General features: G+C 49.5%; 13 protein-coding genes. 9 read left to right on the top strand and 4 right to left on the bottom strand.

The window, feature by feature from the left end; translation table 11 throughout:
• Window positions 1-14: 14 nt before the first annotated feature.
• A complete protein-coding gene (gene tus / locus GC128_RS04795; protein WP_151993329.1) occupies window positions 15-944 on the top strand; it encodes a DNA replication terminus site-binding protein in 930 nt (309 codons plus the stop codon).
• Between the two features lie 17 nt (window positions 945-961).
• On the opposite strand, the gene fumC is transcribed toward tus, so the two are convergent.
• On the bottom strand, window positions 962-2,359 hold the full coding sequence (gene fumC / locus GC128_RS04790; RefSeq protein WP_151993328.1) for a class II fumarate hydratase: 1,398 nt from the start codon (window positions 2,357-2,359) through the stop codon (window positions 962-964).
• Window positions 2,360-2,542: 183 nt separating this feature from the next.
• Window positions 2,543-4,189: a class I fumarate hydratase FumA gene (fumA, locus tag GC128_RS04785; RefSeq protein ID WP_151993327.1), complete on the bottom strand. Its 1,647-nt coding sequence runs from the start codon at window positions 4,187-4,189 to the stop codon at window positions 2,543-2,545.
• 218 nt (window positions 4,190-4,407) lie between these two features.
• Between fumA and manA the strand changes: the two genes are divergently transcribed.
• Together manA and GC128_RS04775 are read left to right on the top strand one after the other, a co-directional pair.
• The gene (gene manA, locus GC128_RS04780; RefSeq protein WP_151993326.1) at window positions 4,408-5,580 is read left to right on the top strand and encodes a mannose-6-phosphate isomerase; all 1,173 of its coding nucleotides are present in this window, start codon (window positions 4,408-4,410) and stop codon (window positions 5,578-5,580) included.
• Window positions 5,581-5,714: 134 nt separating this feature from the next.
• Window positions 5,715-7,265, top strand: a complete 1,551-nt coding sequence (locus GC128_RS04775) for a YdgA family protein (RefSeq protein WP_151993325.1) — start codon at window positions 5,715-5,717, stop codon at window positions 7,263-7,265.
• Window positions 7,266-7,309: 44 nt separating this feature from the next.
• On the opposite strand, the gene GC128_RS04770 is transcribed toward GC128_RS04775, so the two are convergent.
• Window positions 7,310-8,344 (bottom strand): Mal regulon transcriptional regulator MalI, encoded by a 1,035-nt coding sequence (locus tag GC128_RS04770; protein ID WP_151993324.1) that lies wholly within the window; start codon window positions 8,342-8,344, stop codon window positions 7,310-7,312.
• A gap of 185 nt (window positions 8,345-8,529) precedes the next feature.
• Between GC128_RS04770 and malX the strand changes: the two genes are divergently transcribed.
• The 3 genes from malX (at window position 8,530) to add (ending at window position 12,440) form a co-directional block, all read left to right on the top strand.
• Entirely contained in the window at window positions 8,530-10,122 is a 1,593-nt protein-coding gene (gene malX / locus GC128_RS04765) for a maltose/glucose-specific PTS transporter subunit IIBC (RefSeq protein ID WP_151993323.1), read from the top strand.
• Window positions 10,123-10,163: 41 nt separating this feature from the next.
• Window positions 10,164-11,336, top strand: a complete 1,173-nt coding sequence (locus GC128_RS04760) for a MalY/PatB family protein (protein WP_151993322.1) — start codon at window positions 10,164-10,166, stop codon at window positions 11,334-11,336.
• A gap of 102 nt (window positions 11,337-11,438) precedes the next feature.
• On the top strand, window positions 11,439-12,440 hold the full coding sequence (gene add, locus GC128_RS04755; RefSeq protein ID WP_151993321.1) for an adenosine deaminase: 1,002 nt from the start codon (window positions 11,439-11,441) through the stop codon (window positions 12,438-12,440).
• A gap of 97 nt (window positions 12,441-12,537) precedes the next feature.
• Here the strand turns inward: add and GC128_RS23045 are convergent, their stop codons facing one another.
• Window positions 12,538-13,248 (bottom strand): YnfC family lipoprotein, encoded by a 711-nt coding sequence (locus tag GC128_RS23045; protein ID WP_407643462.1) that lies wholly within the window; start codon window positions 13,246-13,248, stop codon window positions 12,538-12,540.
• Between the two features lie 298 nt (window positions 13,249-13,546).
• Here GC128_RS23045 and GC128_RS04745 point away from each other — a divergent pair, with 298 nt between their 5' ends.
• The 3 genes from GC128_RS04745 (at window position 13,547) to osmY (ending at window position 15,641) form a co-directional block, all read left to right on the top strand.
• Window positions 13,547-13,849 (top strand): DUF1161 domain-containing protein, encoded by a 303-nt coding sequence (locus GC128_RS04745; protein ID WP_134182927.1) that lies wholly within the window; start codon window positions 13,547-13,549, stop codon window positions 13,847-13,849.
• Between the two features lie 93 nt (window positions 13,850-13,942).
• Window positions 13,943-14,569, top strand: a complete 627-nt coding sequence (dmsD, locus tag GC128_RS04740) for a Tat proofreading chaperone DmsD (RefSeq protein WP_407643461.1) — start codon at window positions 13,943-13,945, stop codon at window positions 14,567-14,569.
• A gap of 355 nt (window positions 14,570-14,924) precedes the next feature.
• Window positions 14,925-15,641, top strand: a complete 717-nt coding sequence (osmY, locus tag GC128_RS04735) for an osmoprotectant ABC transporter permease OsmY (RefSeq protein WP_151993318.1) — start codon at window positions 14,925-14,927, stop codon at window positions 15,639-15,641.
• Window positions 15,642-15,659: the final 18 nt, after the last annotated feature.

Below are 15,659 nucleotides of genomic sequence, written 5' to 3'. Positions count from 1 at the left end.
AACGCGGTGGCGAAATGACAAAATATGATTTGATTGAGCGCCTTAACAGTACATTTCGCGAGCTCGAGCGAGATCTCCGTCTGTTCAGTGAACAACTCGACAGCTACAGGTTGTTAGTTGGTCGTGTCTTTCAACTGCCTACGGTTGATAAAGGGAATGAACACGATGCGGTAAGCAAAATCGAGGTGACACAACGACTTGGTAGAGAAGCACATCAGGCCACCCTCGCCCATTTCACTCATTTGTTTATCCAGCAGCAGTCCGAGAAAACCAGCAGCAAAGCCGCTGTGCGCCTGCCTGGTGCCGTTTGCTATCAGGTTGACGAAATCTCCCGCCTTCAGACTCAAACCCTGGTAGTACGCATTAATCAGCTTAAACAGGAGCTTGAAAACATTATCAGCGTGGAGTCGGGACTGCCCAGCGTGCAGCGCTTTGAGTGGGTTCACCGCCAGCTTCCTGGGCTTATCACCCTTAATGCTTACCGCTCTATTACACTGCTGGAAAACCCTACTACGCTGAATTTCGGTTGGGCAAATAAACAAATCATCAAGAATTACTCACGCCGGGAAGTTATCGAAATACTCGAAAAGAGCCTCAAAGCGAATCGCGCTGTACCGCCCTACACCCGTGAGCAATGGGCGGAGCAAATTACCCGCGAGCTGAACTCCATTACCAGCCTTTCAGATAACGTACGCCTGAAGATTAAACGACCGGTAAAAGTACAGCCCGTCGCCCGCGCCTGGTACCAGGAGCGTAAAAAGCAGGTACAACATGCCTGCCCGTCACCTTTGGTAGTGCTGTGTAACCGTGATAATGGCGAAATGCCACCGGATATGGGGGAGTTATTGAATTATGATGCGGAGAATATTCGTCATCGCTATAAGCCGGATGCGCAACCACTACGGCTGGTAATCCCGCGCCTGCATTTGTACTGCGAGGAATAAATGCAGGCGCGTCGGCCTTACTGTTTCATGCTGCCAACCATCTCTTCTGGTCGCACCCAGGCATCAAACTCGTCTTCACTTAGATAGCCAAGTTTCAGCGCTGAAGCTTTCAAAGTTAGCCCTTCTTTATGGGCTTTCTTGGCAATTTCTGCTGCTTTGTCATAACCAATATGCGTATTGAGTGCAGTCACCAGCATCAGTGATTCGTTCAGTAATTGCGTAATGCGGTCACGATTCGGCTCAATACCCACCGCGCAATGTTCGTTAAAACTTTCCATACCATCTGCCAGTAAACGCACCGATTGCAAGAAGTTATGAATCACCATCGGGCGATAAACATTGAGCTCAAAGTTGCCTGACGCCCCACCCATATTTACCGCCACATCGTTACCCATCACCTGGCAGCAGAGCATCGTCACCGCCTCACACTGGGTAGGATTCACCTTACCAGGCATAATTGAGCTCCCCGGTTCATTCTCAGGAATAGCGATTTCACCAATTCCACAGCGCGGGCCAGAAGATAGCCAGCGCACATCGTTGGCAATTTTCATAAGCGACGCCGCCAGCCCTTTTAGCACACCATGCGAATGAACCAGCGCATCACAGGTCGCCAGTGCTTCGAATTTATTCGGCGCGGTGATAAACGGTTGCCCGGTAATTTCTGCGAGTTCTTTGGCGACGCGTACTGCGTATTCGGGATGGGTATTCAGCCCTGTTCCAACAGCCGTACCGCCTAATGCTAGTTCGGCAACGTGCGGCAGACTGTTTTCAACATGCCTGAGATTATGCTCAAGCATCGCCACCCAGCCGGAAATCTCCTGGCCCAGGGTAAGCGGGGTAGCATCTTGTAAATGGGTGCGGCCAATTTTAACGATGTCACGGAAGGTTTCCGCTTTACCCTGCAATGTCTCTCTCAATAGGGTTAGCTGCGGGATAAGTTGTTCGCGCACTGCAATGACAGCAGCAACATGCATCGCCGTTGGGAAAACGTCATTCGAACTTTGGCTCTTATTCACATCGTCGTTCGGGTGAACTTTTCGCTCCATGCCACGCAAGCCGCCAAGAATTTCGCTCGCCCGGTTTGCCAACACTTCGTTCATATTCATATTGCTCTGTGTACCCGAGCCGGTTTGCCAGATAGCCAGTGGGAATTCATCCGGGTGTTGGCCCGCCAAAACTTCGTCGGCCGCCTTAATAATGGCGTTGCCACGATCCTCCACCAGCAATCCAAGATCCATATTTACCTTCGCGGCAGCTCGCTTGGTTAATGCCAACGCGTGGATCAGCGCCGTGGGCATTTTTTCCGTGGAAATACGGAAGTGCTCAAGTGAGCGCTGAGTTTGCGCGCCCCACAGCTTATCTGCAGGGACGTCGATTGGGCCCATTGAGTCTTTTTCACTGCGACTTGATGCCATTTCATTCTCCTTAGACATAGAGCATCCCCCAAAATAATTCGAGGTGCGTCAAGGCGGCAAAGGAACTTATCCCGATGAGCTTACATAAGTAAGTGATTCGGGTAAGCGAGAGCAGCCAACACAGACGCACCACGAAGAATGAAGGGGGATAAAAAAACCGCCCTGATGGGCGGCTTGAGTGTCTTACTTCACGCACCGTGTGCATTGCGAGGCGTGTATTTTCTGGAAGAAGTCGTTGCCCTTATCATCCACCAGAATAAAGGCCGGGAAGTCTTCAACTTCAATCTTCCAGATGGCTTCCATACCTAATTCCGCATATTCCACGCAATCAAGGCTCTTAATGCTCTGCTGCGCCAGAACTGCCGCCGGGCCGCCGATACTACCAAGATAGAAACCGCCATGTTTATGGCAGGCATCCGTCACTTGCTGGCTACGGTTGCCTTTTGCCAACATCACCATGCTGCCGCCGTTGGCTTGCAATAAATCGACATAGGAATCCATACGCCCGGCTGTTGTTGGCCCAAGTGAACCTGATGCATAACCGTCTGGCGTTTTTGCAGGCCCCGCGTAATACACCGGGTGATCCTTGATGTATTGCGGCAAACCTTCGCCGTTGTCGATACGTTCTTTGAGTTTAGCGTGGGCGATGTCGCGTGCCACAATTATCGTGCCGCTTAGAGAAAGGCGAGTTGAAACAGGATACTGCGCCAGTTGTTTTAGGATCTCACTCATCGGGCGGTTCAGATCTACTTTAACTGCCTCCCCTTCACCCGCCCGACGCAATTCCTGCGGGATAAATTTTCCTGGGTTGTGTTCGAGTTTTTCGATCCAGATACCATCGCGGTTGATCTTCGCTTTAATGTTGCGATCGGCTGAGCACGAAACACCCATACCAATCGGGCATGACGCACCGTGACGCGGCAAGCGCACAACACGGATATCGTGGGCGAAGTATTTACCACCAAACTGCGCGCCAAGGCCAAGGTTCTGAGCTTCTTTTAATAACTCGTTTTCAAGTGCTACGTCGCGGAATGCCTGGCCGTGTTCGTTACCTTCGGTTGGCAGACCATCATAGTATTTGGTTGAGGCGAGTTTTACGGTTTTAAGCGTCGCTTCAGCCGATGTACCGCCAATCACAAACGCCACATGATACGGCGGGCACGCGGCAGTCCCGAGGCTACGCATTTTATCGACCAGGTAATCTTTAAGGCGGCCAGGACTCAGCAACGCCTTCGTTTCCTGATAGAGATAGGTTTTGTTTGCTGAACCGCCGCCTTTGGCGATACAGAGGAATTTGTATTCAGCGCCATCAACACTGTAAAGGTCGATTTGCGCAGGCAGGTTTGTGCCGGTATTCACCTCTTTGTACATATCCAGCGCCGCGTTTTGCGAGTAGCGCAGGTTATCTTCAATAAAGGTGTTATAGACGCCGCGGGACAGCGCTTCTTCATCACCACCGCCGGTCCAGACGCGTTGGCCTTTTTTACCCATGATAATTGCCGTACCGGTATCCTGGCAGGTTGGCAAAATACCTTTTGCAGCGATTTCGGAGTTACGCAGGAATTGCAGCGCGACATACTTATCATTTTCGCTGGCTTCAGGGTCATTGAGGATATCGGCTACTTGTTGCTGGTGGGCCGGGCGTAACATAAACGAGGCATCGTGGAAGGCGTGTTTGGCGAGTAACGTGAGGGCTTTAGGATCAACTTTCAGGACTTCTTGCCCTTCGAACTCTGACACGGAAACATAATCACTGCTGAGCAGGTAGTATTCTGTTTCATCTTTTTTTAACGGGAACGGTTCTTGATAATGAAAGGCTTTATTCGGCATTGTTCTCTCACTTACTACGTTAATTATTATCTTTTATACCCTTAAGATTTCAAGCCTGAGCCAACCCCGCTGTGGCTTGAAAGATAACGGGTCTAACATGCTACACAATTTTTTAACAAAAACTGAGACTAAACCGACTTTTTAATCCCCTGGTTACTTCACTGCGGATAATTGGTTTAATAGCAGTAACTTTGTTTAGATTACTATAGGGCTTGATAATGCAAAAACTCATTAACTCAGTGCAAAACTATGCCTGGGGAAGTAAAACTGCGTTAACGGAACTTTACGGCGTGGAAAACCCAGAAAACCTGCCTATGGCAGAATTATGGATGGGGGCTCACCCGAAAAGCAGCTCAAAAATTCTTGAGAACGGCAAAGCTCGTTCACTGCGTGACGTGATTGATGCCGACAAACCCGCACTGTTAGGCAAGGCCGTTGCAGAGCGTTTTGGTGAGCTACCGTTTCTCTTCAAAGTGCTGTGTGCCGATCAACCCCTTTCTATTCAGGTTCATCCTAACAAAAAAGCTTCTGAATTGGGCTTTGCCAAAGAGAATGCAGCAGGCATTCCATTAGATGCCGCCGAACGTAATTACAAAGATCCAAACCACAAACCAGAACTGGTGTTCGCGCTTACCCCATTCCTGGCAATGAATGCGTTCCGTGAGTTTAGCGATATCGTCTCTTTGCTGCAGCCCGTTTCTGGCGCACACCCTGCCATAGCTCATTTCTTACAAGAGCCAAATGCGGAACGTTTGTCACAGCTTTTCGCAAGCCTGCTGAATATGAAAGGCGATGAGAAATCCCTGGCACTCGGCGTGTTGAAGGCAGCATTGAATAATCAGCAAGGCGAGCCGTGGGAAACCATTCGCGTTATTTCTGAGTTTTACCCGGACGACAGTGGCTTATTCTCACCACTGCTGTTGAACGTGGTGAAATTACAGCCGGGCGAAGCAATGTTCCTGTTTGCAGAAACCCCGCACGCTTATCTGAAAGGTGTGGCTCTTGAGGTGATGGCAAACTCGGATAACGTCCTGCGCGCCGGGCTCACGCCAAAATACATCGACATTCCTGAGCTGGTCGCAAACGTTAAGTTTGAGCCAAAACCTGCCGCTGAATTGCTGACTCAGCCGGAGAAAAATGGCAGCGAACTGGACTTCCCTATCCCAGTTGATGACTTCGCCTTCTCCTTGCACGATCTCAGTTCTCAGCAAGTGCAGCTTGCCCAGCCAAGTGCGGCCATCGTGTTCTGCACTGAAGGTGAAGCAATTTTAAGCAAAGACCAGCAACAATTGACGCTCAAACCTGGTGAGTCTGCATTTATTTCTGCGCAAGAATCACCGGTATCTCTCAGCGGTGTAGGTCGTGTGGCTCGTGTGTTCTCTAAAATCTGAGTTTAAAGCAACTTACTGATCTTTTTGGGTAGGATTGCTAAGCTGTGTAGAATCAGTTTCTTCAATGCCCGCGGGCATTTCAATCATCTGCCGGAGGACTACCGGCAGATGCACTTAATATGGACTACGACAGAATGAAAAAATCACTGGTTGCAGTAGGTGTTATTGTGGCTTTGGGTGTGGTGTGGACTGGCACAGCCTGGTACACCGGTAAACAGCTCGAAGGCCGTATGGCGGAGATGATCAGCAACGCTAATACCGCATTGAATAAAGCCTCGCCCGAAGCTGGCTTGACGCTGGGCTACCAGGATTACCATCGTGGTCTGTTCAGCAGCACCATGCAGTTAGTCATCAAGCCAACCGCAGGAATGACAAGCGCGATCCTCAAGCCTGACCAAACTATCGTATTTAACGAAACCATTGATCATGGCCCGTTCCCGTTCGCACAACTGCAAAAATTCAATCTGTTGCCATCCATGGCGTCAGTTCATACCACATTGATGAACAACCCAACCACCAAGCCATTGTTTGATATTGCTAAAGGCCAGTCCTTTATTGATGCCCAAACGCGCATTGGCTATAGCGGTGACACCTCTTCTGATATCAATTTACTGCCACTGAATTATGAAAATGGCGAGCAAAAAGTTGCCTTTAGCGGTGGTGAGTTCAAGGCTGATGTGGATGCCCAGGGTGATAAAATTGCCGTGAGTGGTGAAGCGCAAAGCGGCCTGGTCAATACCGTCAATGAATACGGCCAGCACGTACAGATGACCTTTAACGGTATCAAAACCGAAGGCAATAGTGCGCGTAGCGAATTTATCGAGCGAATTGGTAGCCAGAAAGCCTCGATCGACAAATTATCCATTTCCATCGAAGGCAAAGAAATGGCGGTTGTGGAAGGCTTTAACATCAACGCCAAATCTGAACTTCAGGAAGATAAAAAGCATCTTTCCGGCCAAATCGAATACGCGATTAATTCTTTGAAGGTACAGAACAAAGATATTGGTAGCGGCAAGCTAACGCTCAAAATCGGCAATCTTGACGGAGCGGCGGTGCGAGAATTTAGCAAGAAATATAACGCTGAGTCGCAAAAATTACTGGCAGATCCTGCTGTTGCGCAGAATCCTGAAGCTTATCAGCAGCAAATTGTTGAGCTGTTTGCCGCCAACCTGCCGCTGTTGTTGAAAGGTGATCCGGTGATTACCGTTGCGCCATTAAGTTGGAAAAATGCTAAAGGTGAAAGCAGCTTCAATCTGTCTTTGTTCCTGAAAGACCCGGCGCAATCAAAGGGTGAACCAACAACTCCGGAAGAACAACTGAACCGTGTGGTTAAATCTCTCGACAGTAAGCTGGTTATACCAGTAGATATGGCGACCGAGTTGATGACGCAAGTTGCGCAGTTTGAAGGCTACCAGCCTGCCGAAGCAGCTAAACTTGCCGAGCAACAAATCAAAGGCCTGGCGGCAATGGGGCAAATGTTCCGAGTAACCACTATGGAAGACAATAATGTGGTTTCCAGCCTGCAGTACTCCAACGGTCAGGTCACACTGAACGGCCAGAAAATGGCACTGGGCGATCTGTTAGGAATGTTTGGTATGCCGACTATGGGTGAACCAGAAGCAGCCCCGGCACCAGAACTTGAAGCACCTGCCACACCAGAAGCGCCAGCTGTTCCTCAGCAATAATTATGAGCGATGCCTGGCTAAAAGCCTCCCTTTAGGGAGGCTTTTTAACTTTTCCTAATCACCAATCGTGCTGGCATAATCTGACTAAGCGCACTGGTATCACCTTGTTGTGTACGTTGCAGGATACGCTGCCCAGCCATACGGCCTATCTCACGTGCAGGTGTAGAAACCCAGGTTAATGGCAAGTCATCCAGTTCATCGTCCATCACTTCAGCGAAAGCTGCCAGTGCTACATGGCGGTCATAGTAACTGTCGATACTTCCCTCACCGCTTTGTCTTCCTGCACGCAGTAAACCAAACCATGCCCCCATCGCCACAGTGCTGTTGTGGCAGAGCACAGCAGTAATTGTCGGGTTGTGCTGTAGAAGTGTGGTGATCGCGTCCGCCCCTTTTTTCTGACTCGGCTCGCATTCAATTATCCACTCACTGTGGAATGGCAAGCCGTATTGCAGAAGCGTGGAACAATAACCACCCACGCGCTCGGCGCGAGTCAAAGAGGCACCATCACCACCGAGCCAGGCAATCCGTTGATGCCCACGCTTGATCAAGTGTTCGGTGACAAGCTGAGCGGCCTGCATATTGTCAGGCCTGATAATATCGGCCTCATCGAGGTAGCTGGCGCGAGAGGCAAATACCAGTGGTAAATTTTTCTGTTGCGCAATAGTACGCATATCCGCCCCCTGTCCTGCTGCTCCGGCGACAATAATGCCATCCACTCCTTGCGCAATTAACATGTCAAAGCAACGCTGCATATGCTGCCCCTGTGCGCCACTTTGGGTCAGGAAGAGTAGCTTGCCCTGCTTTTCTAGTTCATCCGTTAAACCTGCGGTGAGCTCGGCATAAAAAGGATTGCATAGATCACGCACGATCAACCCAATAACCCCGCTTTGGCCACCACGTAATGAAACAGCCTGGCGATTACGCACGAATCCTAACTTTTCTATGGCTTCATTCACGCGCAATCCGGTCGCTGGTGAAATGCGTCCTTTGCCACTGAGAACCAGAGAAACTGTCGTAACAGAAACTCCAGCCGCTTCAGCGACTTCGTTAATTGTTATTTTCTTATCCTGAGTCGTCATTAGGCCGACGGACCCTCCATGAAACAAAATTTAGTGATAAAACGTTTAACCTCATATGAGGTATTAAGCACTCTAGTGAGCTTTAGATCTGTGAACTATAGCGCAATAAAGGTTGGTAAAACGTTTTATCATCCGCTTCGTTCTTTACCACCACCCATCTATCAACCAGGGTTTAAGGAGTCGTTATGGCGGCTAATACACCACAAAAAATTACGCTTTGGGAGTTTTTTCAAAACCTTGGCAAAACCTTTATGTTGCCCGTGGCACTTTTGTCGTTCTGCGGCATCATGCTCGGTATCGGGAGTTCACTCAGTAGCCACGATGTAGTGACTCTGCTTCCAGCATTAGGTAATCCTGTTTTACAGCTAATTTTCACCTGGATGGGGAAAGTCGGCTCGTTTGCGTTTAGCTTCCTACCAATTATGTTCTGTATCGCAATCCCGCTTGGGCTCGCGCGTGAAAACAAAGGTGTAGCGGCGTTTTCCGGTTTTGTCGGTTACGCGGTAATGAACCTTGCAGTGAACTTCTGGCTGACGGCTAAAGGCATTTTGCCGACAACAGATACCGCCATCCTGAAAGCAAACAACATCCAAAATATTCTGGGTATTCAATCTATTGATACCGGCATTTTGGGTGCAGTTATTGTCGGTGTGATTGTATTCCTGCTGCATGAGCGTTTCCACAACGTGCGCTTGCCTGATGCGCTGGCCTTCTTTGGTGGTACCCGCTTTGTGCCAATCATCACCACCGTCGTGATGGGTCTGGTTGGTCTGGTTATCCCGTTAATCTGGCCGGTTTTTGCCGCTGGGATCAACGCACTGGGTAATATGATCAACAGCGCTGGCATGTTTGGGCCGATGATCTTCGGTACTGGTGAGCGCTTGTTGCTGCCGTTTGGTTTGCACCACATCCTTGTTGCGCTGATTCGCTTTACTGATGCAGGCGGAACGATGGATGTTTGTGGCCATAGCGTCAGCGGCGCACTGACTATCTTCCAGGCGCAATTGAGCTGCCCAACGGTTCATGGTTTCTCTGAAAGTGCGACCCGCTTCCTGTCACAAGGTAAAATGCCTGCCTTCCTTGGCGGTTTACCTGGTGCGGCACTGGCGATGTATCACTGTGCTCGCCCTGAAAACCGTCACAAAATTAAAGGCCTGCTGATTTCTGGCGTGATTGCCTGCGTGGTTGGTGGAACGACTGAGCCTCTGGAATTCCTGTTCCTTTTTGTCGCTCCTGTGTTGTATGTCATCCACGCTTTGTTGACTGGCCTTGGCTTTACCATGATGGCGGTATTGGGTGTGACTATCGGTAATACCGATGGCAATATCATCGACTTCGTCGTGTTCGGTATCCTGCACGGCCTGGCGACAAAATGGTATATGGTGCCTGTGGTTGCAGCTATCTGGTTTGCGGCATACTACACAATCTTCCGTTTTGCCATTACCCGCTTCAACATCAAAACGCCGGGTCGTGATATCGATAACACCACCAGCGCTGAAAAAGCGATTGCCGGCCAGGTGGGTAAATCGGGTTACAATGTTCCAGCCATGCTCGCAGCTCTGGGCGGTACCGAGAATATTGTTTCTCTCGATAACTGCATCACTCGCCTGCGTATGTCAGTGAAAGATATGTCTCTGGTCGACAGCGCAGCGCTTAAAAACCTCCGTGCCATCGGTGTGGTGCAACTCAACCAGCACAATCTGCAAGTGGTGATTGGTCCGCAGGTCCAGTCGGTGAAAGATGAAATGGCGCATCTGATGCAAACTGCTCAGGCGTAAATCATAACGGGCGTTACGGCGCCCGTTTGTTGCGAGGTAATATGTTCGATTTTTCCACAGTCGTTGACCGCCACGGAACCTGGTGTACTCAGTGGGATTATGTCGCTGACCGTTTCGGTGCCGCCGACCTCCTGCCCTTTACCATCTCCGATATGGATTTCCCTACCGCTCCAGTCATTCTTGAAGCTCTGCAACAACGTTTATCTCACGGTGTATTAGGTTATAGCCGCTGGAAGAATGAGGAGTTTCTTGGCGCGATCGCGCATTGGTATTACACGCGTTTTAACAGTGTGATCGATAAAGAGTCGATAGTGTACGGCCCGTCGGTTATCTACATGGTATCGCAACTCATCCGCCAGTGGTCTGAACCTGGCGATGCAGTGCTAGTCCATACCCCTGCATATGATGCATTTTATAAAGCCATTGAGGGCAACCAACGCCAGGTATTTAGCGCGCCGTTGCATAAAACCGATAGCAGTTGGATGTGCGATATGGGTGCTCTCGAAGCGCAACTGGCGAAGCCTGAATGCAAGATCATGCTGCTTTGCAGCCCGCAAAATCCTACCGGCAAAGTCTGGACACGTACTGAGCTTGAAACCATGGCAATGCTTTGCGAACGTCATGGCGTGAGGGTTATCAGTGATGAAATCCATATGGATATGGTATGGGAAGGCCACCAGCACACGCCGTGGAATGAAGTAGGCAAAGGTCAATGGGCTCTGTTCACATCGGGTTCCAAAAGCTTCAACATTCCTGCATTAACAGGTGCTTATGGCTTGATTAATGATAGTAATGAGCGCCAGAAATACTTAAATGTGCTGAAAGGTCAGGATGGATTATCATCCCCCGCCATTCTTGCCGTTGTCGCACATATTGCGGCCTATCAAGAAGGTTCAGTCTGGCTTGATGAGCTTCGAGTTTACCTGCAAAGTAACCTGCGCTTTGTCGCCGATGCGCTGAATGGAGAGTTTGCGCAACTAAACTGGCAACCGCCGGAATCCACTTATCTTGCATGGATAGATTTACGCCCATTGGGCATTGATGACAACGCGCTGCAAAAAGTGCTCATTGAGCAGCAAAAAGTCGCCATCATGCCGGGATATACCTACGGCGAGGAAGGAAAAGGATTTGTACGACTGAATGCCGGCTGCCCACGCGTTAAGCTTGAAGACGGCGTGAAGCGCCTGATTGCGGCGATTAAATCTCTCCAGTGAAGTTACGGGGAGCAAACTCCCCTTTTTGTTTGCGCAACGTAGCTATTTAGGTGCGTTTGTTCTTATACTGTTGCGCACTTAAATCAAAAAAAGAGTGCGACCATGATTGATATCACCCTGCCGTTAACCGATTTGCACCGCCACCTTGATGGCAATATTCGTGCTCAAACTATTCTCGATCTGGGCCGCCAGTTTAATTTGCCGCTCCCGGCTGACTCCCTTGAAGCACTTCGTCCTCACGTACAAGTTGTGGAAACAGCACCTGATCTGGTGAGTTTCCTGCAAAAACTGGACTGGGGCGTTAAAGTCCTCGCGGATCTCGATGCCTGCCGCCGCGTAGCATGGGAAAACATTGAAGATGCAGCCCTGAATGGCCTGCATTATGTCGAGTTACGTTTCTCCCCAGGCTATATGGCCATGACCCATAACCTGCCGGTTGCGGGTGTTGTGGAAGCGGTGATTGAAGGCGTTCGCCAGGGTTGCCGTGATTTCGGTGTTGAAGCCCGCTTGATTGGCATTATGAGTCGTACTTTCGGTGAGGCTGCATGTCTGGCTGAGTTGGAGGCCCTACTGGCACATCGCGATAGCATTACTGCCCTTGACCTTGCCGGTGATGAACTAGGTTTCCCGGGTAGTCTGTTCCTGAGTCACTTTAACCGTGCACGTGATGCGGGTTGGCACATCACCGTTCATGCCGGTGAAGCCGCTGGTCCGGAAAGTATCTGGCAGGCAATTCGTGAGCTGGGTGCCGAGCGTATCGGACATGGTGTTAAGGCAATCGAAGATCCGGCGCTTATGGATTTCCTTGCGGAACATGGAATTGGCATCGAGTCCTGCCTGACGTCCAATATCCAAACCAGCACGATAGCCTCAATGGATAAACACCCGTTGATTACCTTCCTGGATAAAGGCGTGCTGGCCACGATCAATACTGATGACCCAGCCGTCCAGGGTATCGATATTATTCACGAATATAATGTGGCTGCACCGCAGGCAGGTTTAAGTGCAGCACATATTCGTACCGCACAAGAGAATGGTTTAAGAATTGCCTTCTTATCTGATGCAGAAAAACAGGCGCTGATTGCTAAGGTTCGCGCCGCGTAGCTCCGACAAGAGCTTGAGTCAGGAAGCTGACTCAAGCTTTCTTTTGCTGTTTCGCGCGTAAATCCAATGCCATTAACACGAGGTTTTACCCTAAGTATCAATAATAATTGATGCTATTTTTAATCGTAAAACTTTCAACCTTCGGCGGTTTGACACTTTCATCGGTGATGTTCAGCACACATTCCAGTGGGTTGAAATACCCGTCGTAATCACAAGTTTGTTTGACTAAAGCGATAGACTTGCCGTTGAGGGTGCTTTCAGAGGTGTAATCGAGTTTTTTCTTATTGTCGCTACCGGATTTCGCCTTGATAGCCAGGGTGTCATTTTTTGCTTTAGTTACCTTACCTAACGGATATCCATCAGCGTCATAGTTATAAACAATGGATGTCGCTTCACTGTGCGCTGCCACCACAAAACCTTTATCGTCCGTCTCATAGGTAATAGCGCCACTCGGCAATTCTGCCAACTGGCATTTCCCCTGAAGCTTTACCCGTTTTTCACGGGTGATGGCGTCAAGATAGTAATTAGCATCCAACACCAAGGTTGCACCGGTATTGTTTTCCAGATCGTGAAATTCGAGCTCGTTGAAACACCCTTCTTCCGATATCAAGCCAACAATGCGTTTAACGACTTCGCCTTTTTCATTGATTAATGTCTGACTGAAGTCTTTTACCGGCCCACGCAGCGGGTCAAAATCAAATTCATTCGAGAAACTCGCCATTTCAGGCGTATAAGAAAGCGTATTGTTCTGATTGTCACACCCGGCAATAGACGCTGCCAGCGCACAGAGGATAATGATTTTCTTCACGTAATACCTGTCCCCGACTTGAAATGTAACAACAATGATGTACCCAAAATAATTCGAGTTGCAGGACAAAAGGCTTCGGCCTTTTGAACAGCGCTTGCGCTGGCCCCTTCGGGGCGAGGCTATGCCGAGTAACGAGGCAAGAGAGCGAGTCCCGATGAGCTTACTCTGGTAAGTGATGCGGGTGAGTAAACGCAGCCAACGCACATGCAACTTGAAGTATGAAGGGTATAAGCAAATACAACAATTTACACTGCAGATACTATCCTTACTACAGCCCCTCAACAGAAAGGAAGATACGATGAAACGTTCAATTTGGCTTGGTGTATGCCTGTTGGCTGCAGCAACTCCTGTACTGGCCGCACAGACTTCCTGCGATACAGTCAAGGCCGACATTCAGCAAAAGATAATCAATAACGGTGTCCCTGAATCAGGCTTTAGTTTAACAATTGTCCCTAACGATCAAGCGGATAAGCCTGATGCCCAAGTTGTTGGCCATTGTGGTAATGATACGCAAAAAATCCTGTATACGCGTACCAGTAGCGGAAACTATCCGGTAAGCGGTGGTAGTACGCAGGATGGGTCACAAAGTGAGCCACAATAGTTATTAAAACGGATGTAGATGTCTAATGCATAGCAATTGCCAGGCAATCCGTAGAGAATGCGCGGCATAACTCGCGCAACAAGGAAGAGAATGATGTCTGAAACAACGCAACGACTGGCGACTATCGCCCTGACAGGAAGAGTGCTCGGTGCGCTTTTTTATCAAGAACCCAAAAGCCGGGATGTCGCATCACTGTATGCCTCACTTCAGGATCCATCCTGGACTGAGCAATGGCCAGTGCAGCATGAAGAGCTGGCGAGTATCGCTCAGCGTATGGCGGAAGGTTTTAACTATGAGCCAGAATCTTTGAGTGAAGCCTGGCAGCGCCTGTTCATCGGCCCGGACGCTTTACCAGCCTCGCCTTGGGGTTCGGTCTATCTCGATAAAGAACAAGTGCTTTTTGGTGATTCGATGCTTGAATTACGCCGCTGGATGCGTAAAAACGACATCTCCAACGAGCAAGAAAACAACGAACCCGAAGATCATTTCGGTTTGCTACTGATGCTGGCCGCCTGGCTTGCTGAAGAAAGATTGCAGCCGAAAGTTGACGAACTTCTTGCCTGGCACATCCTGCCGTGGAGCGGGCGTTTCCTGGAGTTGTTTATCGCCAATGCTGGACATCCGTTCTATCAGGCGTTAGGCGAATTAACTAACCTGACACTTGCTCAGTGGAGTCAAGGTTTGCAGATTCCTGTCGCACAAAAAGAGCTCTATTCCTAAGAATCTGAGTAACGGTGGATGGCGTTTGCGCGTATCCACCGACTACTTTTCTAGTATCGACCCCGCGAATTAACCCCTCATTATCCGGCATTTACTCTCAGTCACTCTCCCCTGTAAAAGTTACAACGTAACTTCACTCAAACACTTTTAAGACAATTCTTTACAACCACGTTTCAAGCGAGGCGGCACAAGGCTAACTCGTTAATTTACACGCTAATCATTCGCCTGGTAATTTCTCTATTTACTGGAATCATTCCCGCTGCGTTGCTATAGGTCAAAACACCCTGCCGACACAAGGCATAACAACAAGCGACCTCAAGGTTGCTATAACGTGCACCCAGGGAGACACACTGCAATGCATAATACTTCCATCGTAAAACGCACTTTTTTTGGTGCACTGGCAATAATCGTCGTCCTCGGATTATTGATTTGGGGAATTGGCCCCGAAACCATAATCGCTCGTAAAGTGGATTTACTTTATCTCGGGCAACAACACTTAATTTTGGTGTTTAGTTCGATGGCGCTGGCTCTACTGGTGGGGATCCCAAGCGGAATTCTGCTCAGTCGCCCTGCTGCTCGCCGTTTCGCTGAATATGCGATGCAAATCTTTAACGTCGGAAATACCTTGCCACCGCTAGCCGTTTTAGCGTTGGCGATGGTGTTTATCGGGATTGGCGACAAACCTGCAATTATCGCGCTGTTCCTCGCCTCGCTGCTGCCCATTGTCCGTAATACCTACTCGGGTTTATCCGGTGTCCCTTCTTCGCTTATCGAAGCTGCCAACGGCATTGGCATGACTAAATGGCAACGCTTGCGCCAGGTCGAATTACCCAACGCATGGCCAGTCATGCTTTCGGGCATCCGTATTGCTACCGCAATTAACGTGGGTACTGCGCCGCTGGCGTTTTTGATAGGTGCCAGTAGTTACGGTGAGCTTATTTTCCCGGGCATCTACCTCAATGATTTCCCAACGCTGATTTTGGGTGCAGCTGCCACAGCACTCTTTGCCCTGCTCCTTGATGTTGCACTCGCGGGCTTGGGACGCGTGTTAAGTCCTCACACAGTGAAATAAAAACAATAAAAAGGAGCC

The organism is Buttiauxella massiliensis, from assembly GCF_902500225.1.
Classification (GTDB): Bacteria; Pseudomonadota; Gammaproteobacteria; order Enterobacterales; family Enterobacteriaceae; genus Buttiauxella; species Buttiauxella massiliensis.
This window is presented reverse-complemented; position numbering and strand designations above follow the sequence as displayed.

What these genes read in the sequence shown, in the direction of transcription:
- tus (WP_151993329.1), top strand. Translation starts at nt 15, where the DNA reads ATGACAAAATATGATTTGATTGAGCGCCTTAACAGTACATTTCGCGAG.
- fumC (WP_151993328.1), bottom strand. Translation starts at nt 2,359, where the DNA reads ATGGCATCAAGTCGCAGTGAAAAAGACTCAATGGGCCCAATCGACGTC.
- fumA (WP_151993327.1), bottom strand. Translation starts at nt 4,189, where the DNA reads ATGCCGAATAAAGCCTTTCATTATCAAGAACCGTTCCCGTTAAAAAAA.
- manA (WP_151993326.1), top strand. Translation starts at nt 4,408, where the DNA reads ATGCAAAAACTCATTAACTCAGTGCAAAACTATGCCTGGGGAAGTAAA.
- GC128_RS04775 (WP_151993325.1), top strand. Translation starts at nt 5,715, where the DNA reads ATGAAAAAATCACTGGTTGCAGTAGGTGTTATTGTGGCTTTGGGTGTG.
- GC128_RS04770 (WP_151993324.1), bottom strand. Translation starts at nt 8,344, where the DNA reads ATGACGACTCAGGATAAGAAAATAACAATTAACGAAGTCGCTGAAGCG.
- malX (WP_151993323.1), top strand. Translation starts at nt 8,530, where the DNA reads ATGGCGGCTAATACACCACAAAAAATTACGCTTTGGGAGTTTTTTCAA.
- GC128_RS04760 (WP_151993322.1), top strand. Translation starts at nt 10,164, where the DNA reads ATGTTCGATTTTTCCACAGTCGTTGACCGCCACGGAACCTGGTGTACT.
- add (WP_151993321.1), top strand. Translation starts at nt 11,439, where the DNA reads ATGATTGATATCACCCTGCCGTTAACCGATTTGCACCGCCACCTTGAT.
- GC128_RS04745 (WP_134182927.1), top strand. Translation starts at nt 13,547, where the DNA reads ATGAAACGTTCAATTTGGCTTGGTGTATGCCTGTTGGCTGCAGCAACT.
- dmsD (WP_407643461.1), top strand. Translation starts at nt 13,943, where the DNA reads ATGTCTGAAACAACGCAACGACTGGCGACTATCGCCCTGACAGGAAGA.
- osmY (WP_151993318.1), top strand. Translation starts at nt 14,925, where the DNA reads ATGCATAATACTTCCATCGTAAAACGCACTTTTTTTGGTGCACTGGCA.